This is a genomic window from Microbacterium sp. ZW T6_19 (assembly GCF_044987465.1).
GTDB classification, from domain to species: Bacteria; Actinomycetota; Actinomycetes; order Actinomycetales; family Microbacteriaceae; genus Microbacterium; species Microbacterium natoriense_A.
On record NZ_JBJDRH010000001.1, the window covers coordinates 399,726 to 423,788 of the forward strand.

The window sequence follows — 24,063 nt, forward strand, 5'->3', positions numbered from 1 at the left end:
TTATCCCAGGCAACGCTCCTGGCCAGAGCCCGAACCGCGCGGTAGCGTCGGGGTCATCATCGCGGCGATCCGGGCGGTCCCGGGCCTCGGCTCATAACTGAAGGCGTTGCGGGTTCGACTCCCGCCGTCGCGTCCACGCGATCCATGCGCACCTCCTGTCGGGGATGATGGACCCATGCCTGCTTCTCACCGCCCAGGACTACGGGTCTCGGTCGGGGTCGTGATCCCCGAGTCCGAGTTGTCGTGGCGGTTCTCGCGGTCGTCCGGGCCCGGCGGGCAGGGGGTCAACACGGCGGACTCGCGTGTCGAGCTCGTCTGGGACGCCGCGTCCTCATCGGCACTGTCTCCGGCGCAGCGGCAGCGACTGTTCGAGCGTCTCGGCGGGCGGCTGGTCGACGGCGTGCTGACGATCGCGGCATCCGAGCACCGGGCGCAACTGCGCAACCGCGACGCTGCGCGAGAGCGTCTCGCCGCGCTGATCGCCGAGGCTCTCCGGCCGCCGGCGCCCCCGCGTCGACCCACGAAGCCGAGCCGCGGGTCGAAGGAGCGACGGCTCAAGGCGAAGCAGCGTCGCACCGATGTCAAGCAGATGCGCCGCCGGCCTCGCGACATCTGAACCGCTCAGTCGCGCGTCCCGCGCACCAGCTCCAGGCCTGCACCTGCGAACTGCCGCAGCGTCGCGTCGGGCAGGAAGGCCCTGGTCAACGCCCCGCCGATCGCGGCGAGATCGCTCTCGTCGCGGAACAGCAGGTACATGGTCTCGTAGCGCGGGTGGAACTTCTGCTTGAAGCGGTGCAGCGAGCCGAAGCCGTATACCGGCTCCAGAGCCTCGGCGAGCCGCTCGCTCAGTGCCGCGATCATTCCGGCGTCCGGGGGATAGTCGTGGGCGAGCGGAGCGCCGGAGAGCGACATGATCTCGCACCCCTCGTCGGAGAACTGCTGCGCCGATGAGGCGATGAGGTACTCCATGACGGGACCGAATCCACCGTCCCTGCGCCGCATGAGGTCGAGCGTCCAGCCGCGCACGACGCCGTGCTCGCCGTAGATCGGCAGCCACGATAGGAATCCGTCGACGTCGCCGTTCGGTGCGACGGCCAACGCCAGACGCACTTCCGGCGCCTCCGCCTCCTCGAGCGTGCCGAGCGTGAAGCGCATCTCGGGGAGGTCCTTGTCGCCGACCCAGGCCTCCGAGATCGCGCGCAGCTGCTGCTGCACGCCCCACGATTCGGCCTTGAGGTGGGTGAGGCGGAAGGTCATGTCCTCACGACCGGCCTTGTTCAACGAGGTCCGCACGGAGTTCCAGCGCTTGCCGGTGAAGGTCAGACCCGGCAGATCCACGATCGTGTCGTCCGCCACCACGAGACTGCGCCAGCCCGACGGCACAGCCGCACGCGTCGCATCGTCGGCGCTGAAGAAGCAGGGGATGAGGCCCGCCTGCTCGGCTGCGTGCACGAACTCCTGCACCGCCGCGGCCCGAGTCTCGGCAGGTCCGACGGGATCGGCGAGCGCGAGCGCGACGCCGTTCCGACGGTGATATGCGACGATCCCTCCGCTTGTACGGGCGTAGCTGTTGCCCTCCCAGGTCGCCATCCAGGACAGCGTTCCGCCGCCGTGCGCGCGCAGCTCGGCCGTGAGGTCCTCGACGGTCGGGGCCGGTGACATGCCGATCCCTGACCGGCGCCTCGCCCGGAACGCGCGCCGCACCCAGACGAGGTAGACGAGCAGGACGAGCCAGAGGAACCCGTTCGCGAGAGCGAGCTCGGTCTCGCCGTCCCAGCGCAGATCCACCTGGGTCTGGCTGGTCAGGGTGATCAAGGTCAGCACCAGCGCGGCCACCAGGATGTTGAACAGTCCGAGGAGGATGACGAGGACCCATGACCAGCGGCGACCTCTGCGGAGTCCGCTCACGAGGACGGCGATCACGACGACATCGATCGCCAGGTCGATGAAGCCGCCGGAGGCGGGAGAAGTCGGGCCGAAAGGGCCGTCTGTGGGCACCAGGATCGTGATGATCTCGATCGCACCCAGGACGAGCACCGCGATCACCGCGATGAGCCGTTGCTCGCGCACGGTCGTGCGGCGCACACGCAGCGTCCGATCGACGGCGAGGATGAGCAGCACGGCGAGCAGATGCTCGAGATCGGCGATCGCACCCCAGAACAGCATCGCGATGAACACGAAGCCGAGCAGCACGAGCCAGCCGCGCACGCGCCATGGCGGGCGGAACAGGCCGACTGCGGCGGCGATGCACGCCATCGTGCCGCCGGACGCCCCCACATCGAGAGCGGCGGCCTGGGTCTGCGCCCACTCCCATTCGAACTGCGAGAGCATCAGGAGCAGCGCGGCGGTCGCGAGGATCGCGAAGAGCTGTCCGACCCAGTAGTACGCGAGCGCCGCTCTTGCTCCCCGACGGAACTCGAGATAGGCCATGCCCCAGAAACCGGAGATCGTGAACACGTAGACCCAGGGCTGGTTCACGAAGAACGTGCCGGTCAGGGGCGTCCACCATCTGCCCTCGCTGAACGCGGGCAGACCGTAGGCGACGGTTTCGAACAGGTCGACGTCTTCGAACGGAGCCCAGAGTCCGCGAGAGACGACGCCCACCGCCAGGATCACGGCGACCATGCACAGCGTGGCCGGTATCCGTCGCAGCACGGCGAGGATTCCCGTCGCGGGGGAGCGCTCCTCGATCATGCGCCCAGCGTAGCGATGGCGGATGCCGCTCAGCGCAGCCGCTTGCGCATGAAGACCTGCGCCGTGCCGTCGCCCTGGTCGATGCGTTCCGTCTCGCGGTATCCGCACGATTCGTACAGCGCGATGTTCGCCTCGCTCAGGCTGCCGGTGAACAGCTCGGCCTCTTCGCAGTCGGTGTCGTCCTCGATCGCGTCGAGCAGTCGCGTTCCGATTCCCTCGCCCTGGACGTCGGGGGCGACCGCGATCCTGCCGATCTGCAGCAGACCGTCGCCTTCACGGGCGCGCAGCGCGCCGACGATCCTTCCGTCGAGCACGGCGACGACGCCCTTCGCGGTGCGCAACTCTGCCTCCAGCTCGGGCAGTGACTGCGTGAGCGGCGGCTGATCGGGATCTGCATAGATCTGCGCCTCAGAGACGAAGGCGGCGCGCTGGAGCGTCAGCACCTCGCCCGCGTCGGACGGTGAGATCGGCCGGATGGTGATGGCGGTCAACGTGTCCTCCTCGTGCCGTGAGTCCTCGGGTGTCGATGCCAGGTTACGTCGAGAGGCCGCGAAGGCTCTTCCGTCACGCCGACCGCACGCGTTGGATGGGGGTATGACAAGAACCAGCGGGAGACGGACGCGGGGACGATCGATCATCGCGGGGGCGCTCGCCGCGGCATCCGCGCTGCTGCTCACGTCCTGTACGCCGCGGGCCCCGGTCGTCTCGGCGTCCGCACCCGCTCCCGTGACGTTCGCCGACGGGCTGGACACCCCCTGGTCGATGGTGTTCTACGGCGACGCTCTGCTCGTCAGCGAACGCGACAGCGCCCGAGTGCTCGAGTTCGATGAGAACGGTGAGCGGCACGAGGTCGGAGTGATCGACGGCGTCGCGCCCGGCGGCGAGGGAGGGCTGCTCGGTCTGGCCGTGCGCGATGACGAGCTCTTCACCTACGTCACGGGCGTGGACGAGAACCGCGTGGAGCGCAGGACGATTCTCGGTGAGCCCGGCGAGCTCTCGCTGGGGGAGCCCACCAGCGTGATCGACGGCATCCCGTCCGCGTCGAACCACAACGGCGGGCGCATCGCATTCGGACCTGACGGGATGCTGTACATCACGACGGGTGACGCAGGTGAGCGCGACAGCGCGCAGGACGTCGAGGCGCTGTCGGGCAAGATCCTGCGTCTCACCGCCGAGGGAGGCATCCCGGCAGACAATCCCTTCCCGGATTCGCCGGTGTACAGCTACGGCCATCGCAACCCGCAGGGCATCGGGTGGGATGCCGAAGGCATGATGTACGCGAGCGAGTTCGGGCAGGACACCTGGGACGAGCTCAACGTCATCGAACCGGGCGGCAACTACGGCTGGCCGGAGGTCGAAGGGACTGCCGGCGATGGCGACTTCATCGATCCCGTGCAGCAGTGGCGACCCTCTGAGGCGAGCCCGAGCGGAATCGCGGTGACCGGTTCGGACATCCTGATCGCGAACCTCCGCGGAGAGCGGCTGCGTCGCGTGCCGCTCGACGATCTCGCGTCGAGCACCGAGGACTACTTCGGCCGATTCGGGCGGCTGCGAGACGTCATGGTCGCGGAGGGCGCGGTCTGGATGCTGACGAACAACACGGATGGCCGCGGAGATCCGGGCGATGGCGACGATCGGATCATCCTCATCCCGATGGACTGAGGCGGCGCATCCGGTCGTCGATCACGTCCCGCAATAGGTGATGTGGCGCGCGGCTCCCTCAGGGGCGGGCAGGGTGAAGCGCCGGTATTCGCCGCCGGTCCGTTCGGTGTACGGATCGCGGAGCGTATCGAGCAGCTGCTCGAAGGGCTCGAGGTCGCCTGCGGTGGCGGCCTCGAGGGTTTCCTCGACGATGTGGTTGCGGGGAACGTAGACGGGGTTGGCCGCCCGGATGAGGTCGGCATCGGGATCGAGGGACGACCAGCGGATCAGCCAGTCGTCGAGCTCTGCGACGGGGCCGAGGAAGCGGGAGCGCAGCGGCCTTTCGTCGCCGTCCGCGGCGGCCGCCAGGTCGCGCCAGAACCCGGTGAAGTCGACGGCATGCTCGGCGAGCATCGCGAGCGCGTCGTCCGCGAGATCCGACGCGACAGCGGGGGAGACCCGGTGATCGAGACCGAGCTTCGCGTGGAACGCCCGCCCACGATGAACGCGGTAGCGCGCGTCGAACGACGCGACGATCTCCTGAGCGATCCGCTCGCCGGCATCCGCATCATCGGCGAGCAGCGGCGCGAACGCGTCGCCCAATCGCTCGAGGTTCCAACGCATGATGGCGGGTTGCTGATCGTACGCATATCGGCCGAACCGGTCGATCGAGCTGAAGTGCGCCCCCGGTTCGTATTCGTCGAGGAACGCGCAAGGGCCGTAGTCGATGGTCTCCGCCGAGACGAGCACGTTGTCGGTGCTGAGCACGCCGTGCACGAACCCGAGGCTCATCCAGTCGACGGTCAGGGCAGCCACGGCCTCGACGATGCCGTCGAGGAGAGACCGATGCGGATGCTCGGCGGACGCCGCGTGCGGGTGGTGGCGGGTGATCGTGTGATCGGCGAGACGGTGCAGCAGCGTGGGGTCGTCGTGCGCGCGGGCGTACTCGAAGGAGCCGAAGCGGATGTGGCTCGCCGCTGTGCGTGCGAGGACCGCTCCCGGCGCCACGACCCCGTCGAGCTCGCGTGGCGCGCCGGTCGCGACCACGGCCAGCGCGCGGGTCGTGGGGACCCGGAGAGCGTGCATCGCCTCGCCCATCAGATACTCGCGGAGCATCGGCGCCACAGTGGCGAAGCCGTCCACGCGCGACATCGACGTGGGGCCGATGCCTTTCAGATGCACGTCGCGCAGACGCCCCTGGCGGTCGCGACGCTCGCCGAGGAGCGCAGCGCGGCCGTCGCCGAGGATCGGCTTGTACACACCCCACTGGTGCCCCGCGTACACCTGCGCGACCGGCGTCGATCCCGGATCGTACGCCTCGCCGGTGAGGAAGCGCACGCCTGCATCCGATCGCAGGTACTCCGCGGCGAGACCCAGCTCACGCGCGATCTCCTCGTTCAGGGTCAGCAGCCGCGGTCGCGGGGTGTGCGCCGACGCGACCGGCCGTGAGAGCTCGGGCAGCGTGCTCGCCCACACTCGCTCGAGCAGCGGCGGAGACTGCCCTTCGAGCGCAGGGCTCCGCGCGTCCCACTCCGTCACCCCGGCCTCGCCGCTCATGCCGAGGGCAGCCCGCGGGAAGACAGGATGCTGCGCAGCCGTTCACGCCCGTGCAGCGCCGATCGACTGCGCACGCGGGCGACGACCGCATCGAGCCAGCTCCCTGTCCGCCCCTGCGACTCGTTGAAGACCCGAAGGGCGTCGTCGTAGTCGGCGAGGTCGTCGACGGATGCCGGGGAGTACCGCTCGTCGTGGCGGACCACCGACTGCGGGAGGCGGGGCTTGACCCGCGCCGGGTTCGCAGGATCAGGCCAGCCGACCGCGACGCCGACGACCGGGTAGGACGCGTCCGGCAGCTCCAGCAGCGCGGAGAGCTCGTCGGGTCGGTTGCGCACCGCGCCGACGAAGACGGCGCCGAGACCGAGCGACTCGGCGGCCACGACCGCGTTCTGCGCCGCGATCGCGGCGTCGATGGTCGCGACGAGTGTGCTGTCGAAGTAGTCGATGCCCTCGGACGCCTCGCCGCGGCTGCGCGAGATCGCCGCTCCCCGGGCCCAGTCGGCGACGAACACGAGGAAGAGCGGCGCCTCACGGATGAACTGCTGATCGCCGGCCAGCGCGGCCACCGCGCTCTTGTGGGCCTCGTCGCGGACGACCGCCACGCTCCACGACTGCAGGTTCGACGAGGTCGACGCCGACTGCGACGCCGCGATCAGAGTGTCGACGATCGCCGGTGACACGAGACGCCGCTCGAACGCGCGCACCGAACGGTGGGCCAGCAGACCCCGGATCGTGCCGGAGTCGTCGAGGTGCAGCGCTTCGTCATCCGCGTCGACGCCGTAGCGGTCGCGCAGCAGGGTCCCCGTGTCGATCACATCTGCCATGCGACGAGTCTCGCCCCTGGGGGTGGCACGGTGGGCCGTCGTGCAACCTGGCGACATGCGACGCAATGAACGATCGTCGAAGACGCTCCGAGACGCGGGATGACGATCCGCGTCATCGCGTGTCATCCGCTCTCCTCGCCGCGGTTACCGTGAGGGAGCGCCGGGCGCCCGCGCGGCCAGAAATCCCGAGGAGAGCACGTGTCCGACTACTTCGATCGCGCCGCAGACAAGACCTTCACCCGCGTCTACAAGAACGAGACGCCCGACATCCTCGCCGCGTTCGCTGCCTTCGATCAGGCCGTGTTCGCCACGGAGGGCCGGGAGATCCCGCTGAAGTACCGTGAGCTGATCGCGCTGGCCGTCGGGATCACGACCCAGTGCGTGTACTGCATCGACGGTCACTCTCAGAACGCGGTGCGAGCAGGGGCCACCGAAGCCGAGCTCGCCGAGGCGGCCTGGGTGGCCACGGCGATCCGAGCGGGAGGCGGCTACGCGCACGGCCGGCTCGCCTTCAAGCTCGCGGGCGACGCGCGCGCAGAGCACAAGCACTGAGTCCCGAGATGACCACTCCTCTCGAAGACGAGGCCCTCGACTTCATCCGAGCGCTCATCCGCATCGACAGTGTGAACACGGGCGAGGCCGCCACGATCGGCGACGGCGAGACCCGCGCTGCGCTGTTCGTGAAGGAGAAGCTGGAGGAGGTCGGCTACCGCGTCGAACTCGTCGAGCCGCAGGCGGGCCGGGCGAGCGTGGTCGCACGGCTGGCAGGGTCGGACCCGGATGCCGGTGCCCTGGTCGTGCACGCGCATCTCGATGTCGTGCCTGTGGCGGAGGCCGACTGGACCCACCCGCCGTTCGGCGCCGAGATCCACGACGGCGTCCTGTACGGGCGGGGCGCGGTCGACATGAAGAACTATGCGGGCACGATCCTCGCGATCGCCCGCGAGTACCGGAGACAGGGCGTCGTGCCCCGACGGGACCTCATCTTCGCGTTCTTCGCCGACGAGGAAGCCGGGGGAGTGTGGGGCGCGCGCTGGATCGTCCGCAACCGTCCCGAGCTGTTCGCCGGTGCGACCGAGGCCATCAGCGAGGTCGGCGGCTTCTCGGTTCCGCTCGCCGGCGACCGCCGCGCCTACCTCGTCGCGACGGCGGAGAAGGGCGTGACCTGGGCCACGATCACCGCCCGAGGCCATGCCGCGCACGGCTCGCGGCCGACCCCCGACAACGCCGTCGTGCGCCTCGCTCGTGCGGTGACGGCGGTGGGGGAGCACGAGTTCCCCGTCGTGCGCACTCCCGCCCTGAACCGCTTCCTCGACGTGTTCGGGCGACACCGCGGCATCCGCTTCTCCGCAGTCGACCTCGACGCCGAGCTCGAGACCCTCGGTTTCGTCGCGTCTCTGGTCGGCGCCTCGGCCCGCAACACCGTCTCACCCACCGTGCTCGCCGCGGGCGGCAAGACCAACGTGATCCCCGCCGAGGCGATCGCGCGCCTCGATATCCGGGTGCTCCCGGGGGCCGATGCCGCGCTCCACGAGGAGCTGGCGGGGATCGTCGGCGACGACGTCGAGATCGCCTGGGGGCGTCCGGTTCCCGCGATCGAATCGCCCCTGGACGCACCGTTGCTCGATGTCCTCCAGGACGCGATCACGGCGGAGGATCCCGGCGGTCTCGTCGTTCCGTATCTGCTGCCCGCGAGCACCGACAACAAGCACCTCGCTCAGCTCGGCATCCGCGGCTACGGGTTCGTGCCCCTGCGCGTGCCCGATGACTTCGACGTGTTCGGCGAGTTCCACGCCGCCGACGAGCGCATCCCCGTCGACGCCCTGTACTTCTCGGTCAGGGTGACCGACCAGATCCTCCGGAACGCCTGACCGCTCGCCCCGTCGTGTTACGGGGCGAGCCTCTCGGTTACGGCGTGCGTCGGCCGGTTGCGACGTGTGAATCGCGGCTGGGACGGGCGGCGCGGATGACCCTAGCTTGGCTTCACGCGGCGCACCGGGCGCTGCGGGGAACACGAGGATCATCATGACTGACACCGCCGCTCCGCCCGTCGGCGCCCCGGTCGATCCCGAGATCGACCGTCCCGTCGAGAACCGCACGAAGGTCGATCTCGGCGCCGTGACCGTGGTGCACACCCGCCACTGGTGGCGGTGGACGATCGCCGCGGTGATCGTCTTCGCCGTCGCCCAGTTCGCCTGGAGCCTCGTCACGAACGACCGCTACATGTGGGGCACGTTTGCCGAGTACTTCTTCTCCGGCCCTGTGCTGATCGGCATCGGCTACACGCTGTCGATCACGGCGGTCTCGGCGGTGGTCGGCTTCGTGCTCGGCACGATCATCGCGCTCGGGCGGCTGTCGAAGTCGGCCCTGCTGAGCTCGGCCGCGTGGGGATACATCTGGTTCTTCCGCTCGGTGCCGCTGGTCGTGCAGATCATCGTCTGGTACAACCTCGGCTACCTGTACCCGACGCTCGGACTCGGCACGCCCTTCACGACCGACTTCTGGATCGTCGAGTTCCCGACTGTGCAGCTCATCAGCGCCTTCGCGGCGGCGATCCTCGGGCTCGGCCTGCATCAGGCCGCTTACTCGGCCGAGATCATCCGCGGAGGGCTGATCTCGGTGGACCACGGCCAGCAGGAGGCCGCGGCGGCCCTCGGCATCCCGGCGGCCCGGCGGCTGTTCCGCATCATCCTCCCGCAGGCGATGCGCTCGATCATCCCGAACGCGACCAACGAGGTGATCGGCCTGGTCAAGGGGGCATCGGTCGTGTTCGTGATCGCGATCCCCGAGCTGTTCTACGCCGTGCAGGTCATCTACAACCGCAACAGCCGGGTCATCCCGCTGCTGCTCGTCGCGGTGGTCTGGTACACGATCATCACGACCATCCTCAGCGTCGCGCAGTTCTACATCGAGCGGCACTTCGCCCGCGGCTCCGTGCGTGCACTGCCGCCGACCCCGCTCCAGCAGGCTCGGCACTGGATCCGTGTGCAGTGGGTGCGGCTGGGAGACGCCCCGCCGTCAGCAGGGGGAGCGGATGCCGCGCCCGTCGTCGCCTCTGCAGGAAAGGAAGTCCGATGACCACCGTCGTCGCAGAGACCGCCACCCGCGGACTCGTCGAGATCCACAACGTCCACAAGAGCTACGGCGGGGTCGAGGTGCTGTCCGGCATCGATCTCACCGTGAGGCCCGGCGAGGTGATCGCCCTGCTCGGACCGAGCGGCTCCGGCAAGTCGACGCTGCTGCGCACGATCAACCACCTGGAGAGCGTCGACCGGGGATCGGTCACGGTCGACGGCGAGCTGATCGGCTACGAGCTCCGCGGCGAGAAGCTGCACGAACTGCACGAGCGCGAGATCCTCCGTCGGCGCACGCAGGTCGGCATCGTGTTCCAGAACTTCAACCTGTTCCCGCACCTCACGGCGCTCGAGAACGTCACCGAGGCGCCGATCGCCCTCAAGCGGCTGACAAAGGACGACGCCCGTGAGCTGGCTCTCGGCCTGCTCGACCGGGTCGGACTCGCCGACAAGGCGGACGCCTATCCGCGTCAGCTCTCCGGCGGCCAGCAGCAGCGCGTCGCGATCGCCAGGGCCCTCGCGCTCAAGCCGAAGGTGCTGCTGTTCGACGAGCCGACGAGCGCACTCGACCCCGAGCTCGTCGGAGAGGTGCTCGACGTCATCCGCGATCTCGCCCAGCTGGGCACGACGCTCATCATCGTCACCCACGAGATCGGCTTCGCCCGTGAGGTGGCCGACCGCGTGGTGTTCCTCGACGGCGGCGTGATCGTCGAACAGGGCCCGCCCGCCGAGGTCCTCACCGCTCCCCAGCATCCGCGTACCCAGGAGTTCCTGGCCAAGGTTCTGGGCTGACCCGCACGACCCGACGCGGCGCCTGACAGCAGGCGCCGCAGCACCACTCACCAAGGAGATTCACATGGCACTCAGCAAGAAGCAGGGCGTCGCGATCGGAGTGGCCGCGGCAGCGGTCATCGCGATCGTCGGCGTCGTGGCCGCCGTCACCCTCAACCGTCCGGCCGAGGCGGTCGCCGACAACGCGACGCCGACACCTGCGGCGACGTCGGCCAACGTCTCGGCGGACGACATCGAATGGATCGAGGGAGACGTCGTCCCGGAAGCCGTCGAGGCGCTCAAGAAGAGCGGCTTCGAGCCGATCGAGCCGGGCAAGCTCACCGTGGCGGTCGCCGCCTACGTGCCGCCGCTCGCGTACGTGCCGGAAGGCGAGACGCTGCCTGCCGGCACCGAGCCGAACATCGGCAGCCTGATCGCCGAAGGACTCGGCCTGGAGTACAACCCGGTCGTCGTGGCCTGGGCCGACTGGCCCCTCGGCATCCAATCCGGCAAGTACGACCTGATCACCTCCAACGTGACGGTCACCGAGGAGCGCAAGGAGCTCTTCGACTTCGCCAGCTACCGGCAGGATCTGCTCGGCTTCTACGTGAAGGCCGACAGCGACATCGAGAAGATCGAGGGGGCCGCCGACATCTCGGGCCTCAAGATCGTCGTGGGCTCCGGCACCAACCAGGAGCAGGTACTGCTGAAGTGGAACGAAGAGCTCGAGGCCGATGGCAAGGCGCCCGCCGAGCTGCAGTACTACGACGACTACGCGGCATCGGTCCTCGCCCTGCAGTCAGGTCGCGTCGACGTCACCTTCGGCCCGAACGCCACCTCCGCGTGGGCGGCGCGCGAGACCGGTGACACCAAACTCGTCGGCATCGTCCCCGGTGGCTGGCCGCTCGCGGCCAGCATCGCCGCAGGCACGGCGAAGGGCAACGGGCTGATCGAGCCGGTCAGCATCGTCCTCAACCAGCTCATCGCCGACGGCACGTACTCCGAGCTCCTCGATGCCTGGGGCCTCGACTCCGAGGGGATCGAGAAGTCCGAGGTCAACCCGCAGGGGCTGCCCAAGTCCTGAGCGGATGGTGCGGGCCGGCGTGAGGGGCGCCGGTCCGCACTGCTCTACTCCCGCCGCCGCCTCCCCGCACCAATGCCACCGAGAAGGACACAGACATGACCGACCGCACGCCACTCAGCATCCTCGATCTCTCCCCGTTCGGCGAAGGGTCGACCCCGGGGCAGGGGCTGCGGGACACGATCGAGCTCGCGCGTGCCGCCGAGCATCTCGGATATCACCGGTTCTGGCTCGCGGAGCATCACCTGAATCCCGGCGTGGCGGGGTCGGCTCCGCACGTGCTGCTCGCCGCGATCGCCGCGGCCACCGAGCGCATCCGCATCGGGACCGCAGCGACGATCATCGGCAACTACGCGGCCCTCCAGGTCGTCGAGGCTGCGGGAGTCGTCGCCGCTCTTCATCCGGGGCGCTTCGATCTCGGCATCGGACGCTCCGGTTCCAGCGGTGCCGCGGCGACACCTCCTCCCGCCGCGGGCGCAGCTCGCGTGGTCGACGGGCTGCTGCTGCCTGCGGCGAAGCCCTTCGCGTTCGACGCCGCACGCTTCACCGCTCAAGCGCGTCTGCTGCGCCGCACGGCGGGCGACGCCGACCGCTTCGAGCAGGACGTCCTCGACATCCTCGCCCTGATCGACGGCAGCTATGCCGCACCCGAGGGTGTTCCGATTCACGCGACCCCGGCCGAGGGACAGGACATCCAGGTGTGGCTGCACGGCAGCACCGCCGGCATCAGCGCTGAGCTCGCCGGACGCCTCGGGCTGCCCTTCGGCGCCAATTACCATGTCGCGGGCAGCTTCGTGCTCGACGCCGTCGACGCGTACCGTCGTGCGTTCCGTCCCGGTGCGCTCGCAGAGCCGCGCGTGATCGTCTCGGCTGATGTGCTGGTCGCCGACACCGCGTCCGACGCCGAACGCATCGGGCGCGGTTACGCTGAATGGGTGCACAGCATCCGCGCCGGCCAGGGCGCCATCGCCTATCCCCGCCCCGAAGACGCGCTCGTCGAGCCGTTCGAGCCCGACCTGCTCGACGTCGTCGCCGATCGCCTCGATACCCGTTTCGTCGGGGATCCGGATGCTGTCGCAGAACGGCTTGCGACGCTGCAGCGCGTGACTGCGGCCGACGAGCTGCTGGTCACCACGATCACGCACGATCCCCGCGACCGCGTGCGCTCCTTCGAGCTGCTCGCCGAGGTGTGGGGGCTCGACGCCGCAGCCGAACGGCCGCTCGAGGCGGCCCGTTCATGACGGCATCCGCTGCACCGCAGACCCTCGTCATCAGGATCGCGACGGCCGACGACTACGACGTTGCCGGACAGGTCACCGAAGAGGCGTACAGCTCGAGTTACTCCGAGCTGTCACCGGCGTACCTGCACTCACTGCGAGACGTCGCCGCGCGGGTCGAGTCTGGAGATGTCTGGGTCGCGGAAGACGCCGCCGGCGCGATCATAGGCACGGTGTGGGTCCCGCGTCCGGGCGAACGCCTGTCGGAACTCGCGCGAGAGGGCGAACTCGACTTCCGGCAGCTCGCGGTGGCGCCATCGGCGCGCGGCCGAGGCATCGGAGAAGCTCTCACCCGGCACGTCATCGCGCTCGCGGAGGAGCGCGGCGTCGAGCGGGTCGTGATGAACAGCGGCCCGGAGATGCTCGGCGCCCACGCGCTGTACGCGAAGCTCGGATTCCGCCGACTGCACGAGCGTGAGCACCGCATCGAGGTCGAGCCGGGCCGGTTCCTCGACCTGCTGGCCTTCGGGCTGGATCTCCCGTCCGGTCGTTGACCGAGGAGCGCAGCGACGAAGCCCCCCGGTCGTTGAGCGCGAAGTGACGAAACGCGTCCTTCACCCGCCGGACTGTCGCGCGGCCGCGCGTGTTCGGGCGCTCCAGCTCTTGACGGCATCCAGCCCTCCTTCGATGAAAGCCATGCGCTTGGCATGGCTCCAGCCCTGGATGCGCTTCTCCCAGGCGAACGCCTCGTCGACGCGGGAGAAATCCTCGCTCCAGATCAGTTGGACGGGTAGGCGATGTTTCGTATAGGCGCTGCCCAGCCCCGCCTGATGCTGCTCGAGCCGGAGTGACAGGTGAATCGTGCTTCCGACGTAGAGGGTGTCGTCCGCGCAACGGAGGATGTGCACGTATGCCATTCGCGCACCGTCCGCGTGGCGGCGGACATCGGCTGAAGTGACCGGAGGATGCCGCGTTTCGCCTCGCCTCGCTCGCTCAACGACCCGCCACCGGTCGTTGAGCGAGGGAGCGCAGCGACCGAGACGAAACGCTTGTCTCCGGCGTCGAGTTCGGCTCACGACGTTTCGTCTCGCGTCGCTCGCTCAACGACCAGAGGGGGCGCTGCGCTCGCTCAACGACCAGAGGGGGCGCTGTGCTCGCTCAGATGGTGGGGATGCCGCAGGCACGATCCCCGCGTCGGAGAAGACGCCCTCGACCCTCGCCGTCGGGGTCTTCTCGCCGGCGGCGACCTCGATGCGCAGGTGGTTCTCGGCCGGCGGCAGCGGGCAGGTCGCGAAGTCCGTGTACGCGCACGGCAGGTTCACCGCCCGGTTGAAGTCGATCACGGTCTCGTCGCTCTCGTCGGACACCTCGATCGTCACGGTGCGGTTCGCCTTGTAGGTCGTGACGCCGCTCGTCGCGTCGGTGAACAGCACGAACAGCGAGCCCGCGGCGTACCCGGGGAAGGCGAGCAGCCGGAACGTCTCGCCGTCGACCTCGAACTCGACGTAGCCTGGCGAGTCGTAGACGTGCGCCAATGAGTCGACCGCCGCTCCCACCTCGATCGCCCGCGGCGCGATGAACCGCACGAACCTCGCCGGGATCCGCCACTTCGGGTCGGCCGTGAAGGCGCTGGTTCCGCTGTAGGAGCGCAGGAACGGGAAGTCGGCGCGACGCGGACGCAGGATGTCGCGACCACCGCGCTTGGCGATCTCGATAACGCCCTCGTCGAAGCCGACCGTTATGCCGTCGCGCTCGGCGATCGGTCCGAATCGGTGGGTCCCGCTGATCGGCGTCTCGCCGAACCGCAGCGCCTCATCGGGCCCGAGCTCGACCACAGGCCCGTCCACCCCGGTGGTCCACAGGCCGGGCAGCCCCGGCACCCTGGTCGGCTCGTCGGTCAGCCAGAACAGGCCCGTGACGGCGAGGAAGCCGTGCGGGTCCGCGCGCTTCTTCTCGTTCGCGCGATGCCAGGCTTCCCACTCCTGAGCGAAGTCGTCGTGCGTCTCGACCTCGGCCTGCAGGGTCATCGCACGGCCTCGATTCCGGCGAGCTCAGCGTCGCGTGCGGGAACCGAAAGCCCGAGATTGTCGCGCAGCGTCGTGCCCTCGTAGTCGGTGCGCAGCGAACCGCGCTCCTGCAGCAGCGGTACGACCTGATCGACGAACTCGTCGAGCCCGGCCGGCACGATATGCGATCCGATCACGACGCCATCTCCGCCGTCCTCCTGCACGAAGGCGTCGAGCTGATCGGCGATCTGCGCGGCGGTGCCGACGTACGCGGCCTTGCCCGAGACCTCGTGCGCGAGCCCGCGCAGTGTGAGGCCGCGTTCATCGGCCAGTTCCCGCCACTTCCGCACCGTCTCGAACCGATCCTGGAACACGAAGGCGCGGCCCTGGATGATGGGCGCCGCCTCCGGGTCGGGATCGATGTCGGGCAGCGGTCCGTCGGGGTCGTACGCCGACAGGTCGCGGTTCCACACCTGCTCGAACGTGACCTGGATGGTCTTGTCGGTCAGCTGCTGCTCGCGGATGTGACGAGCCTTCTCCTCGGCATCCGCCTGAGAATCACCGAGCACGAATCCGGCGGCCGGGAGGATCTTGATCTCCTCCGGGCCCCGGCCGAACCGGGCGGCCCGCTCCTTGATATCGGCGTAGAACGCCTTGCCCTCCGCGAGAGTCGCGTAGGGCGAGAAGATGGCGTCGGCGGTGGATGCCGCGAAGTCGCGCCCCTGGGGTGAGACGCCCGCCTGCACGATGACCGGTCGGCCCTGGGGGCTGCGAGGCACCGTGAAGCGGCCGGCGATGTCGAACTGACTGCTCGTCTGCACGAATGCTCCGGCGTCGGCATCGGGGAGGAACTCGCCCGAGGCCTTGTCGGCGACGATCGCGTCCTCGGCCCACGAGTCCCACAGCCGACGGATCGTCGCGACCGTCTCCTCGGCGCGCACGTAGCGCTCGCTGTGCGGCAGGAAACCGCCACGTCGGAAGTTCGCGCCCGTGAACGCGTCGAACGAGGTGACCACGTTCCACCCCGCTCGGCCACCGGAGAGGTGGTCGAGGCTGGCGATCTGTCTGGCCAGCTCGTAGGGCTCGTTGAACGTCGCGTTCAGGGTGCCCACGAGTCCGATGTGCGAGGTGACGGCCGCGAGCGCGGCGAGAACCGGCAGGGTGTCGGGGCGGCCGGCGATGTCGTGCTCGAAGATGCGTCCGGCGCGCGCCCGTAGTGCCAGCCCCTCCGCGAGGAAGAAGTAGTCGAAGCGGCCCCGCTCAGCCGTCTGGGCCACGTGCCGGAACGTCGAGAAGTCGATCTGGCTCCCGGCATCCGGGTGCTCCCACAGGGTGTGCTCGTTGACCCCGCCGACATACGCGGCGAGGATGATCTGCTTGCGTGATCTGGTGGTCATGTCGTTCTCCTCCGGTTCGGTCAGACGGCCGCGTAGCGGCTGGGGATGTTCTCGGGCAGCCCGAGCAGGCCGCGCAGGGTGTCGGCCTCGTAGGCGTCGTGGAAGAGCCCGCGAGCACGCAGCTCCGCGCCGAGATCGCCGGCAATGCGCGGCAGATCATCGGTGAGCACGCCGGGCCGCAGGCGGACTCCGTCGTAGCCGAGGGCGCCGAGCTCTGCGATGACGTCGGCGAGTTCGGATGCCGAGCCGGTGAAGATCCGGGCATCGCTCGTGAGTGGTCGGCCCACGGCGTCGAGACGGCGCAGGCGGTCGGCGCCGCTCTCGCCGTCGCGGTCGTCGAGGAAGACGACGAAGTCTGCGAACACCTGCAGAGGCGAGCCCTCTCGGCTCACGGCTGTCGCAGCCGCGCCGACATCGTCGAGGATCGAGCGTGCGTGCGCGGCATCCGTCGGCGTGACGAAGACCACGTCGGCCGAACGCGCGGCCAGGCGGTAGGGAACCTCGGCGTGCGCGAGGGCGGCGACGACGGGCTGCCCCTGCGGCGGACGCGGCGTGATCGACGGGCCACGGACGCTGAACCACCGCCCCTCGAAGTCGATCTCGTGCACTTTGTCGGCATCCAGGAAGCGGTCGGTCGCGACATCGCGGATCTCGGCGTCGTCCTCCCAGCTGTCCCAGAGCCGACGCACGACCTCGACCGCATCGGCCGCCTCGTCGAACAGCTCCGCGACGAGGACATCGAAGGCCGGATCGCCCCAGGCGACTTCGGCGCCGGGGTGCTCCCGGCGGCCGAAGTGCGCGGCCTCGTCGGCACGGCCCGAGACCTTGACCTGCCAGCCGGCGCGTCCCTCGCTCGTGTAGTCGAGAGTCGCGACCGCTTTCGACACGTGGAACGGCTCGGTGTGCGTGGTCGTGACGGTGGGGATCAGACCGATGTGCGAGGTCGCCGGCGATACCCGCGCGGCGATCAGCAGCGCGTCGAGCCGGCCGCGCACCTCATCGGTGCGGTCGTCGGGGCCACCGCGCTCGGAGGACTGCAGGGCGAGGGAGTCCTCGATGGTGGCGAAATCGAGCAGGCCCTCCTCGGCGATGCGCACGAGGTCGACCCAGTAGTCGGGGCTGAACAGCTCGGCGGGCCGCGATGACGGCTCCCGCCAGGCGGCGGGGTGCCAGCCGGCGCCGTCGAGGGCGACGCCGATGCGAAGTCGTGAACTCATTGTGTGCTCCTTGGTGGGTACGGCGGTGGTCTAGGCGGCGGTGCTCGCGGGGCTGCTGCTTGCGAGCGCGGATGCCGTCGGCGCCCAGCCGAGGCGGGGGAGGACGGCATGACGGATGTCCGAGAGGACCTGCCGGTAGTCCTCCAGTGCGAGGGCATAGGGCAGGGCGACTCGCAGCTCGGTGCGTCCGTCGATCGCCGGGTCGGCGAGCAGACGATCGACGATCTCGTCGGCGGTGCCGAACAGGTCGCGCTGGAAGACATGCCCGTTCACGGGCTGCGTCGTGCGCTCGTGGCGACTGTCGGCGAAGGCGGTGTATCGCTCGCGTTGATCGGCAGTCGCGCTGTCGATCGGCAGGATCACGCGTTCCACGCCGACAGCCGGCTCGCCGGGGCCCGCGAAATGCGCGTAGTAGTCGTCGATGTGCACGCGCTGCGCGGTCTCGAACGCGTCGCCGTTGTCGGCAGAGGTGATGTTGCCGAGCAGAAGCTTCAGACCCTGCTCAGCCGCCCAGCGCACCGAGCGCGCCGAGCCGCCCCCCAGCCAGACCCGTTGGCGCAGCCCCGGGATGTGCGGCTGCACGCGCGGCGTCTGCGGGCCGTAGGGGGTGTAGATGTCCTCGCCGAGCGCGCGACCCTCGAGCGCCTCGAGGAACCGGGCGATCAGCACATAGGCGTCGATGTCGCCGTCCTCCTCCAGGCGGCCGAGGTGGCGCAGCAGCGCCCCGTGCGGGGCGGACGAGCTCACCCCGACGTTGAGCCGCCCCTTCGACAGCGCGTCGACCGTGCCGAAGTCCTCGGCCAGCCGGAACGGCGTCTCGTAGCCGAGCGGTACCACCGCGGTCTCCAGGCGGATCGCCTGGGTCCGCTGGGTCGCGGCTGCGAGGAACGTGAGCGCCGACGAGACACCGCGCTCGAGGTGGCGCTGGCGGATGCCGGCGACCTGCAGGCCGATCTCCTCAGCGAACTCGAACAGCTGCAACGTCTCTTCGAGACCGGCCACCGGGTCGGCCTCGGGGTAGTTTCCGGCGAGTGTGAAACCGGCGTCGATGATCTTCTGCTCGGTCATCAGTTCGCGTCCTTCCACGCGCCCACGAGAGAATCCAGCCGGGAGTCGGCGCCGAACGACACGCCGTGCACGGTGGACTGCGTCGAGAGGATCGAGGTGAGCTCGTGCACCGGGATCTGGTAGTACTGGCTCGCGATTCGGGCCTGCGCCTCGGCGAGGATCTTGTCGCGCGCCGCCTTGTCACCCGCGGCGAGCTGGTCCTGCAGCAGCGCCTCGAGCTCGGGATCGTCGATGTTGAGCTTGGTCGTCGCCACCGAGTACTGCGTGCGCAGCACGTCTCCGTCCGCACGAGACAGGTTGCCCCAGACGATGTCGAAGTCGCCGGAGGCCTGCTTCTCGAGGAACTCGGGAACCGTGCTGCCCTCGAGCACGACATCGATGCCGACGGTCTTGAGCTGTTGCTGGATCAGCTCGAGCGACGTCTGGTTGGGGCCGAAGTTCGTGATCCAGGCGAGGCGGAGGGTCAACGGCTGGCCGTCCTTGGTGCGGATGCCGTCGGCGCCCTCGGTCCACCCCGCCTCGTCGAGCAACTCGGACGCGTGGTCCGGGTCGTAGGAGAAGTGCTCGCCCTCATCAGCCCACGAGGGGGTGTTCTTGGCGAGCGCGCTCGTGGCCACGTGGAAGAGGTCGTTCAGCGCGGTGTCGCGCACGACCTTCGGGTCGATGGCGGCCGAGATGGCCTCGCGCACCGCGATGTCGGACACGACGGGACGCGCGAGGTTGAACGACAGGCCGAAGCTGATGCCCGGGTTCCCTCGTGAGACCAGCGGGTACCCGGCATCGTCGAGGGTCTGCACGTCGTTCGGCTGCACGCCGCCGATCACGTCGACCTGATCCGAGGTCAGGCTCCCCGTGCGTACACTCGCCTCCGGCACGATCTGGAACGTCACGGTGTCGAGGTGGGCGCGACCGTCGTTGCCGAGCGCCTCCGGCGCCCAGGCGTAGTCGTCGCGTGCAGTGAGTACGGTCTCGACATCCTTCGTGTACGTGTCGAGCGTGAACGGGCCGGTGCCGACCACGGACTTCCCGTCCGCCCGGTCGGCGAAGGGCACCGCGAGGGTGGCGTCTCCGACGATTCCGAGGCCGACCGCGGCCGTCGAATTCGGGAACGCGGCATTCGGGGTGCTGAAGTGGACTTCGACCGTGTCGTCGTCGATGACCTTCGTCTCCTGGTAGCCGACGAAGCTGCTCACGGACTGGCTCAGAGCACCTGCGGCGATGATGTCGTCGAAGGTCGCCTTGACGTTCGCCGCCGTGAACGGCGTGCCGTCCGAGAACGTGACGTCGTCGCGCAGCTCGAACGTGAACGCGGTCGCGTCGTCGTTGGCCGTGTACGAGGTCGCGAGCCACGGTTCCAGCTCGCCGGTGTCGGGGTTCTGGTAGAGCAGCGAGTCGACGAGCTGGCGGGTCACGTACCAGGTGTCGTTGCCCGAGCCGATGCCGGACGGGTTGAGCGAGATCGGGTCGTTCGCGATCGCGAACGTGAGGTCTCCGCCGTCGATGGGGGTCGCTGCGGCGTCGGAGTCGGAGGTGCCGGCTGGGGCGGCGCCGGCGCAGGCGCTGAGGACGAGTCCGGTCGTCACCGCCAGCGCGGCGACGAGGATGATGCGGGTGCGGTTCATGAAGACTCCTTGTGCGGGTGCGGGTGAGGGTGCGGGGGTTACAGGGCGGTCGTAAGGCGACCGGGGATCGCGTCGAGCAGAGTGCGGGTGTACTCGGCGCGCGGGTTCTGGAAGACCTCATCGGCGGTGCCCGATTCGACCAGTCGTCCGCGCTGCATCACACCGACGGTGTGCGCGATCTGGCGCACGACGGCGAGGTCGTGAGAGATGAAGAGATAGCTGAGCCCGAATTCCTGCTGGATGCCGCTCAGCAGCTCGAGGATCTGATGCTGGATCGAGACGTCGAGCGCCGAGACCGGCTCGTCGAGAACCAGGAGCTCGGGCGAGATGGCCAGCGCTCTCGCGATCGCCACACGCTGCCTCTGGCCGCCTGACAGCTCCGACGGCCTGCGCTGCAGCACCGACGACGGCAGGGTCACGACGTCGACGAGTTCCGCGGCCCGGCGTCGGCGCTGTGCGGCCGTGCCGAGTCGGTACGCCCGCAGCGGGTCGGTGATGATCGCCTCGATGCTCAGACGCGGGTTGAGAGCGGCGTACGGGTTCTGCTGCACGAGCTGGATGCGGCGGCGCAGCTGGCGGAGGGCGGACCCCCGGAGCCCAGTGACGTCGACGCCGTCGATCAGCACGGCGCCGGACGTCGGTTCGGCCAGGCGCAGCGCCAGTCGCGCGGTCGTGGTCTTGCCCGATCCGGATTCGCCGACGAGGGCCAGGGTGCGGCCCCGGTCGATCGAGAAGCTCACGTCGTCCACCGCGCGCTGCACGCCGCGGGCCGCACCGGGAAGCGCGAACTCCTTCACGAGCCGCTCCACGCGCAGAACCGGCTCGACGACGGAGGAGGCCAGGGCATCGAGCGCCGCCGTCTCCGCCTCGCGCTCCGCGAACGGATCGCCGGGCCGGCCCTGCAGCACGAGCGAAGACCGCCTCGCCTCGGGTGTGGGCTCGCGATGGGCTCCGGCACCGCGCGCGTTCAGGCTGGGTGCCGCGGCGATCAACTGCCGGGTGTACGGATGCTGGGGCGTGAGCAGCACCTGTTCGGGAGTGCCCTGCTCGACGATCTCACCCTGCGACATCACGACGATGCGGTCGGCACGGTCGCCGGCGACGCCGAGATCGTGCGTGATGAGCAGCAGGCTCGAGCCGCGTTCGCGCTTGAGCTCGTCGAGGTGATCGAGGATCTGCCGCTGCACCGTGACGTCGAGCGCGCTGGTCGGCTCGTCGGCGATGATCAGTCGAGGGTCGGCGATGATGGCGATCGCGATCAGCACACGCTGACGCATTCCCCCCGAGAGCTCGTGCGGATACTGCTGCGCGCGCACGGCGGCGTCGGGCAGGCCCGCCCGCTCGAGCGCCTCGACCGCGAGCCGTGCGCTGCTGCGGCGATCGGCGAGCCCGTGCACCCGGAGAACCTCGGCGACCTGCACGCCGATGCGCTGCACCGGGTTGAGACTCACCGTCGGGTCCTGCGGCACGAACCCGATCCGTCGTCCGCGCACGGCGCGCAGCGCCGAACCCGAGGCTCGCGCGAGGTCGGCGCCCTCGAAGCGGATCGATCCGCGGGTGATGCGCGCCGCATCCGGAAGCAGCCGGATGATCGCGTGCACGGTCGTGGACTTGCCGGATCCCGATTCGCCGACGACCGCGACGGTCTCTCCTTCGCCGATCGAGAGGTTCACCTCGCGCACCGCGTCGATGCTGCCGCGAGGGGTGCGGTAGGCGACCGAGAGCGAATCGATCTCGAGCAGAGGCTGCAGGGCGTTCATCGTCTGCCCGTCCCTTCGTCGTCGAGCCCTCGCGCCAGCCGGTTGGCGGCGAGCACGGTGAGGGCGATGGTGAGGCCGGGGAGCGTCGTGAGCCACCAGGCGCCTCGCAGGAAGTCGCGGCCGCCGGAGACGAGCGCTCCCCATTCGGGCGCGGGAGCAGGGGCGCCGTAGCCGAGGAAGCTCAGCGCCGACACCGCGAGGATCGCGCCGCCGAGCTCGAGCACTCCGAGCACGATCACCGGCCCCGTGGAGTTCGGCAGCACGTGCCGCAGGAGCACGCGCAGCCACCCGTTGCCTGAGGCGCGTGCGGCCTCGATGTACGCGGAACTGCGCACCTTTATGACTTCGGAGCGCATGATGCGCGACACCGACGCCACACTGGCGATGCCGACCGCGATCGCCACGTTGACGGTGCCGAAGCCCAGAGCCGTGATGATCGCGAGCGAGAGCAGCAGCCCGGGAATCGCGAGCAGCACGTCGGCGGCGCGCATGATGACGGCATCCGTCCTGCCGCCGGCGAAACCGCTGACGAGGCCCAGCACCGAGCCGACGACGAGGCCGACGGTCACGGCGATCGACGCCGCGCTGATGGTGAGCGAGGTGCCGTGCACGACGCGCGTGAACAGGTCGCGGCCGATCTGGTCGGTGCCGAACCAGTGCGCTGCCGACGGCCCCTGCAGGTTCTCCGCGGGCACGCCCACGAGCGGATCGCCCGGCGCGATGGCGCTCGGCCAGAGCGCGGCGACGATCACGACGAGCAGCCAGAGCAGGGAGAGCGCTGCTGCCGGCCGCCGGGCGAACCAGCCGAACCTGCTCGTCCACGTCGGTCGAGCGGCGGCGCGGGATGCGCGGTCGGCGACCGCGTCCTGGAAGCGGTCGCCCGCCGTCGCACCGAATCCGTCGACCGGATGCTGTGCGGTGTCGGGCAGCAGGGCGGTGGTCTCGCTCATCGTGCTGCCTCCAGTACGGCGTCGGTGTCGAAGTCGGTGGCGGCCTCCGCGGCCACGGGGGCCTCAGCGTGCGTGGGGACGGGGGTCTGACGGCGGCGGCGCGGTGCCGCCGTCAGCTGGATGCGCGGATCGAGCAGCGGGTAGACGAGATCGACTGCGAGGTTGGCGAGAACGAAGGCGGCGGCCGCGAACAGCACGATGCCCTGCACGACGGGGATGTCCTGTTGCTGCACCGCGGATGCCGTGACCCGGCCGACGCCGGGGCGTGAGAAGACGGTCTCAGTGACGACCGTGCCGCTGAGCAGCTGACCGACGATCAGGCCGGTCATCGTGATGGCGGGGAGGGCCGCGTTGCGCAGCACATGTCGCAGGTGCACTCGACGACGGTCGGCGCCCTTCGCCCGCGCGGTGTCGATGTAGGCCTCGCCGAGGGCTGTGGCCAGGCTCTTCGAGAGCAGCTGCGCGATCATGGCGCCGGTCGGCAGCGCGAGGGCGATCGACGGCAGGACGAGCGAGACGGCGCTCTTGTCGCCCATCGCCGGGAACAGTGGCAGCTGGAACGAGAACCACTGGATGAGCATCAGCCCGAACCAGAACGAGGGGATCGCGACGCCGAGAGGCGGCAGGCCCAGCAGGAAGGTCGAGAGTGCGCGCCCTCGCACATAGGTGGCGAGCACCGCGAGACCGGCGCCCGCGAGCACGGCGATCAGGAAGGCGAGCCCGGCGAGCTGCAGAGTGGGGGAGACGGCTTCGCCGATGACCTCGGACACGGGGCGCCCGGTCGCGATCGAGGTGCCGAAGTCACCCCGGAGCACTCCGCCGAGGCGGAGGAGGTACTGCACGACGAGCGGCTTGTCGAGGCCGTACTGCGCGGTCAGCTCGGCGAGCTGCTCCGGCGTCACATCGCTCGCGTCGCCGCCGGCGAGCAGGGCCACCGGGTCGCTCGGCAGCGCGTACAGCACGATGAACGACACCGTGTACGCCGCCCAGAGCACGATCAGCGACTGGCCGAGCCTCGACGCGATGTAGCGGACGATCGTCGAGCGTGATGTGGGCGTGGCGGGCATGACAGGGCTCCTTCCGTGGTTGCAGCGAGGGGGCGGCGGAATGCCGATGGGCGATGTTCTCACCGCCCCGAGGTGCCGCGGGCGCCGGTGGTCATGCGCTGACGCGCGTGGTCAAAG

At 69.7% G+C, this 24,063-nt stretch carries 22 protein-coding genes and 1 tRNA gene; 10 read left to right on the forward strand and 13 right to left on the reverse strand.

Annotated elements, in window-relative coordinates:
• Positions 1 to 60 precede the first annotated feature (60 nt).
• Positions 61 to 136: transfer RNA gene (locus ACI3KT_RS01695), tRNA-Met, on the forward strand.
• Between the two features lie 39 nt (positions 137 to 175).
• Positions 176 to 616 (forward strand): alternative ribosome rescue aminoacyl-tRNA hydrolase ArfB, encoded by a 441-nt coding sequence (gene arfB, locus ACI3KT_RS01700; RefSeq protein WP_307298686.1) that lies wholly within the window; start codon positions 176 to 178, stop codon positions 614 to 616.
• Between the two features lie 5 nt (positions 617 to 621).
• Here arfB and ACI3KT_RS01705 read toward each other — a convergent pair whose 3' ends face one another.
• Together ACI3KT_RS01705 and ACI3KT_RS01710 are read right to left on the reverse strand one after the other, a co-directional pair.
• A complete protein-coding gene (locus ACI3KT_RS01705; RefSeq protein WP_404902166.1) occupies positions 622 to 2,694 on the reverse strand; it encodes a bifunctional lysylphosphatidylglycerol flippase/synthetase MprF in 2,073 nt (690 codons plus the stop codon).
• A 29-nt stretch (positions 2,695 to 2,723) separates the two neighbouring features.
• Positions 2,724 to 3,185 carry a GNAT family N-acetyltransferase gene (locus ACI3KT_RS01710; RefSeq protein ID WP_404902169.1) on the reverse strand — a complete coding sequence of 154 codons (462 nt, stop codon included), beginning with the start codon at positions 3,183 to 3,185 and terminating at the stop codon, positions 2,724 to 2,726.
• A 103-nt stretch (positions 3,186 to 3,288) separates the two neighbouring features.
• On the opposite strand from ACI3KT_RS01710, the gene ACI3KT_RS01715 reads away from it, so the two are divergent.
• Positions 3,289 to 4,356 (forward strand): PQQ-dependent sugar dehydrogenase, encoded by a 1,068-nt coding sequence (locus tag ACI3KT_RS01715; RefSeq protein ID WP_404902172.1) that lies wholly within the window; start codon positions 3,289 to 3,291, stop codon positions 4,354 to 4,356.
• A 21-nt stretch (positions 4,357 to 4,377) separates the two neighbouring features.
• Here ACI3KT_RS01715 and ACI3KT_RS01720 read toward each other — a convergent pair whose 3' ends face one another.
• Together ACI3KT_RS01720 and ACI3KT_RS01725 are read right to left on the reverse strand one after the other, a co-directional pair.
• A complete protein-coding gene (locus tag ACI3KT_RS01720) occupies positions 4,378 to 5,892 on the reverse strand; it encodes a protein adenylyltransferase SelO (protein WP_404902175.1) in 1,515 nt (504 codons plus the stop codon).
• The gene (locus ACI3KT_RS01725) at positions 5,889 to 6,716 is read right to left on the reverse strand and encodes a nitroreductase family protein (protein WP_404902177.1); all 828 of its coding nucleotides are present in this window, start codon (positions 6,714 to 6,716) and stop codon (positions 5,889 to 5,891) included. Before ACI3KT_RS01725 ends, ACI3KT_RS01720 begins: the two co-directional genes overlap by 4 nt.
• 198 nt (positions 6,717 to 6,914) lie before the next feature.
• Between ACI3KT_RS01725 and ACI3KT_RS01730 the strand changes: the two genes are divergently transcribed.
• From ACI3KT_RS01730 to ACI3KT_RS01760, 7 genes are all read left to right on the forward strand, one after another.
• Complete coding sequence (locus ACI3KT_RS01730; RefSeq protein WP_404902180.1) at positions 6,915 to 7,268, forward strand: carboxymuconolactone decarboxylase family protein; 354 nt, start codon at positions 6,915 to 6,917, stop codon at positions 7,266 to 7,268.
• Positions 7,269 to 7,276: 8 nt separating this feature from the next.
• On the forward strand, positions 7,277 to 8,587 hold the full coding sequence (locus ACI3KT_RS01735) for a M20/M25/M40 family metallo-hydrolase (protein ID WP_404902182.1): 1,311 nt from the start codon (positions 7,277 to 7,279) through the stop codon (positions 8,585 to 8,587).
• A gap of 154 nt (positions 8,588 to 8,741) precedes the next feature.
• Positions 8,742 to 9,794, forward strand: coding sequence for an amino acid ABC transporter permease (locus ACI3KT_RS01740; protein ID WP_404902185.1), 1,053 nt, complete (start codon positions 8,742 to 8,744; stop codon positions 9,792 to 9,794).
• Positions 9,791 to 10,582 (forward strand): amino acid ABC transporter ATP-binding protein, encoded by a 792-nt coding sequence (locus ACI3KT_RS01745; RefSeq protein WP_045256264.1) that lies wholly within the window; start codon positions 9,791 to 9,793, stop codon positions 10,580 to 10,582. Before ACI3KT_RS01740 ends, ACI3KT_RS01745 begins: the two co-directional genes overlap by 4 nt.
• 64 nt (positions 10,583 to 10,646) lie before the next feature.
• A complete protein-coding gene (locus ACI3KT_RS01750) occupies positions 10,647 to 11,645 on the forward strand; it encodes an ABC transporter substrate-binding protein (RefSeq protein ID WP_307298672.1) in 999 nt (332 codons plus the stop codon).
• A gap of 95 nt (positions 11,646 to 11,740) precedes the next feature.
• A complete protein-coding gene (locus ACI3KT_RS01755) occupies positions 11,741 to 12,883 on the forward strand; it encodes an LLM class flavin-dependent oxidoreductase (protein ID WP_292908662.1) in 1,143 nt (380 codons plus the stop codon).
• Positions 12,880 to 13,413: a GNAT family N-acetyltransferase gene (locus tag ACI3KT_RS01760; protein WP_404902187.1), complete on the forward strand. Its 534-nt coding sequence runs from the start codon at positions 12,880 to 12,882 to the stop codon at positions 13,411 to 13,413. Before ACI3KT_RS01755 ends, ACI3KT_RS01760 begins: the two co-directional genes overlap by 4 nt.
• 60 nt (positions 13,414 to 13,473) lie before the next feature.
• Here ACI3KT_RS01760 and ACI3KT_RS01765 read toward each other — a convergent pair whose 3' ends face one another.
• The 9 genes from ACI3KT_RS01765 to ACI3KT_RS01805 all read right to left on the reverse strand — a co-directional run bounded on the left by ACI3KT_RS01765 (position 13,474) and on the right by ACI3KT_RS01805 (position 23,946).
• Positions 13,474 to 13,776 carry a GIY-YIG nuclease family protein gene (locus ACI3KT_RS01765; protein ID WP_404902190.1) on the reverse strand — a complete coding sequence of 101 codons (303 nt, stop codon included), beginning with the start codon at positions 13,774 to 13,776 and terminating at the stop codon, positions 13,474 to 13,476.
• Between the two features lie 183 nt (positions 13,777 to 13,959).
• Complete coding sequence (locus ACI3KT_RS01770; RefSeq protein WP_404902192.1) at positions 13,960 to 14,886, reverse strand: DUF1684 domain-containing protein; 927 nt, start codon at positions 14,884 to 14,886, stop codon at positions 13,960 to 13,962.
• Positions 14,883 to 16,262 carry an NtaA/DmoA family FMN-dependent monooxygenase gene (locus ACI3KT_RS01775; RefSeq protein WP_404902195.1) on the reverse strand — a complete coding sequence of 460 codons (1,380 nt, stop codon included), beginning with the start codon at positions 16,260 to 16,262 and terminating at the stop codon, positions 14,883 to 14,885. Before ACI3KT_RS01775 ends, ACI3KT_RS01770 begins: the two co-directional genes overlap by 4 nt.
• 20 nt (positions 16,263 to 16,282) lie before the next feature.
• The gene (locus ACI3KT_RS01780) at positions 16,283 to 17,479 is read right to left on the reverse strand and encodes an LLM class flavin-dependent oxidoreductase (protein ID WP_404902198.1); all 1,197 of its coding nucleotides are present in this window, start codon (positions 17,477 to 17,479) and stop codon (positions 16,283 to 16,285) included.
• Between the two features lie 30 nt (positions 17,480 to 17,509).
• The gene (locus tag ACI3KT_RS01785; protein WP_404902201.1) at positions 17,510 to 18,547 is read right to left on the reverse strand and encodes an LLM class flavin-dependent oxidoreductase; all 1,038 of its coding nucleotides are present in this window, start codon (positions 18,545 to 18,547) and stop codon (positions 17,510 to 17,512) included.
• The gene (locus tag ACI3KT_RS01790) at positions 18,547 to 20,169 is read right to left on the reverse strand and encodes an ABC transporter substrate-binding protein (RefSeq protein ID WP_404902204.1); all 1,623 of its coding nucleotides are present in this window, start codon (positions 20,167 to 20,169) and stop codon (positions 18,547 to 18,549) included. Before ACI3KT_RS01790 ends, ACI3KT_RS01785 begins: the two co-directional genes overlap by 1 nt.
• A 38-nt stretch (positions 20,170 to 20,207) precedes the next feature.
• Positions 20,208 to 21,929 carry a dipeptide ABC transporter ATP-binding protein gene (locus tag ACI3KT_RS01795; RefSeq protein WP_404902206.1) on the reverse strand — a complete coding sequence of 574 codons (1,722 nt, stop codon included), beginning with the start codon at positions 21,927 to 21,929 and terminating at the stop codon, positions 20,208 to 20,210.
• Positions 21,926 to 22,879: an ABC transporter permease gene (locus tag ACI3KT_RS01800; RefSeq protein WP_404902209.1), complete on the reverse strand. Its 954-nt coding sequence runs from the start codon at positions 22,877 to 22,879 to the stop codon at positions 21,926 to 21,928. The genes ACI3KT_RS01795 and ACI3KT_RS01800 overlap by 4 nt, the downstream gene beginning before the upstream one ends.
• Complete coding sequence (locus ACI3KT_RS01805) at positions 22,876 to 23,946, reverse strand: ABC transporter permease (RefSeq protein WP_404902211.1); 1,071 nt, start codon at positions 23,944 to 23,946, stop codon at positions 22,876 to 22,878. The genes ACI3KT_RS01800 and ACI3KT_RS01805 overlap by 4 nt, the downstream gene beginning before the upstream one ends.
• Positions 23,947 to 24,063: the final 117 nt, after the last annotated feature.

What these genes read in the sequence shown, in the direction of transcription:
- arfB (WP_307298686.1), top strand. Translation starts at nt 176, where the DNA reads ATGCCTGCTTCTCACCGCCCAGGACTACGGGTCTCGGTCGGGGTCGTG.
- ACI3KT_RS01705 (WP_404902166.1), bottom strand. Translation starts at nt 2,694, where the DNA reads ATGATCGAGGAGCGCTCCCCCGCGACGGGAATCCTCGCCGTGCTGCGA.
- ACI3KT_RS01715 (WP_404902172.1), top strand. Translation starts at nt 3,289, where the DNA reads ATGACAAGAACCAGCGGGAGACGGACGCGGGGACGATCGATCATCGCG.
- ACI3KT_RS01720 (WP_404902175.1), bottom strand. Translation starts at nt 5,892, where the DNA reads ATGAGCGGCGAGGCCGGGGTGACGGAGTGGGACGCGCGGAGCCCTGCG.
- ACI3KT_RS01725 (WP_404902177.1), bottom strand. Translation starts at nt 6,716, where the DNA reads ATGGCAGATGTGATCGACACGGGGACCCTGCTGCGCGACCGCTACGGC.
- ACI3KT_RS01735 (WP_404902182.1), top strand. Translation starts at nt 7,277, where the DNA reads ATGACCACTCCTCTCGAAGACGAGGCCCTCGACTTCATCCGAGCGCTC.
- ACI3KT_RS01740 (WP_404902185.1), top strand. Translation starts at nt 8,742, where the DNA reads ATGACTGACACCGCCGCTCCGCCCGTCGGCGCCCCGGTCGATCCCGAG.
- ACI3KT_RS01745 (WP_045256264.1), top strand. Translation starts at nt 9,791, where the DNA reads ATGACCACCGTCGTCGCAGAGACCGCCACCCGCGGACTCGTCGAGATC.
- ACI3KT_RS01750 (WP_307298672.1), top strand. Translation starts at nt 10,647, where the DNA reads ATGGCACTCAGCAAGAAGCAGGGCGTCGCGATCGGAGTGGCCGCGGCA.
- ACI3KT_RS01755 (WP_292908662.1), top strand. Translation starts at nt 11,741, where the DNA reads ATGACCGACCGCACGCCACTCAGCATCCTCGATCTCTCCCCGTTCGGC.
- ACI3KT_RS01760 (WP_404902187.1), top strand. Translation starts at nt 12,880, where the DNA reads ATGACGGCATCCGCTGCACCGCAGACCCTCGTCATCAGGATCGCGACG.
- ACI3KT_RS01765 (WP_404902190.1), bottom strand. Translation starts at nt 13,776, where the DNA reads ATGGCATACGTGCACATCCTCCGTTGCGCGGACGACACCCTCTACGTC.
- ACI3KT_RS01770 (WP_404902192.1), bottom strand. Translation starts at nt 14,886, where the DNA reads ATGACCCTGCAGGCCGAGGTCGAGACGCACGACGACTTCGCTCAGGAG.
- ACI3KT_RS01775 (WP_404902195.1), bottom strand. Translation starts at nt 16,262, where the DNA reads ATGACCACCAGATCACGCAAGCAGATCATCCTCGCCGCGTATGTCGGC.
- ACI3KT_RS01780 (WP_404902198.1), bottom strand. Translation starts at nt 17,479, where the DNA reads ATGAGTTCACGACTTCGCATCGGCGTCGCCCTCGACGGCGCCGGCTGG.
- ACI3KT_RS01785 (WP_404902201.1), bottom strand. Translation starts at nt 18,547, where the DNA reads ATGACCGAGCAGAAGATCATCGACGCCGGTTTCACACTCGCCGGAAAC.
- ACI3KT_RS01790 (WP_404902204.1), bottom strand. Translation starts at nt 20,169, where the DNA reads ATGAACCGCACCCGCATCATCCTCGTCGCCGCGCTGGCGGTGACGACC.
- ACI3KT_RS01795 (WP_404902206.1), bottom strand. Translation starts at nt 21,929, where the DNA reads ATGAACGCCCTGCAGCCTCTGCTCGAGATCGATTCGCTCTCGGTCGCC.
- ACI3KT_RS01800 (WP_404902209.1), bottom strand. Translation starts at nt 22,879, where the DNA reads ATGAGCGAGACCACCGCCCTGCTGCCCGACACCGCACAGCATCCGGTC.
- ACI3KT_RS01805 (WP_404902211.1), bottom strand. Translation starts at nt 23,946, where the DNA reads ATGCCCGCCACGCCCACATCACGCTCGACGATCGTCCGCTACATCGCG.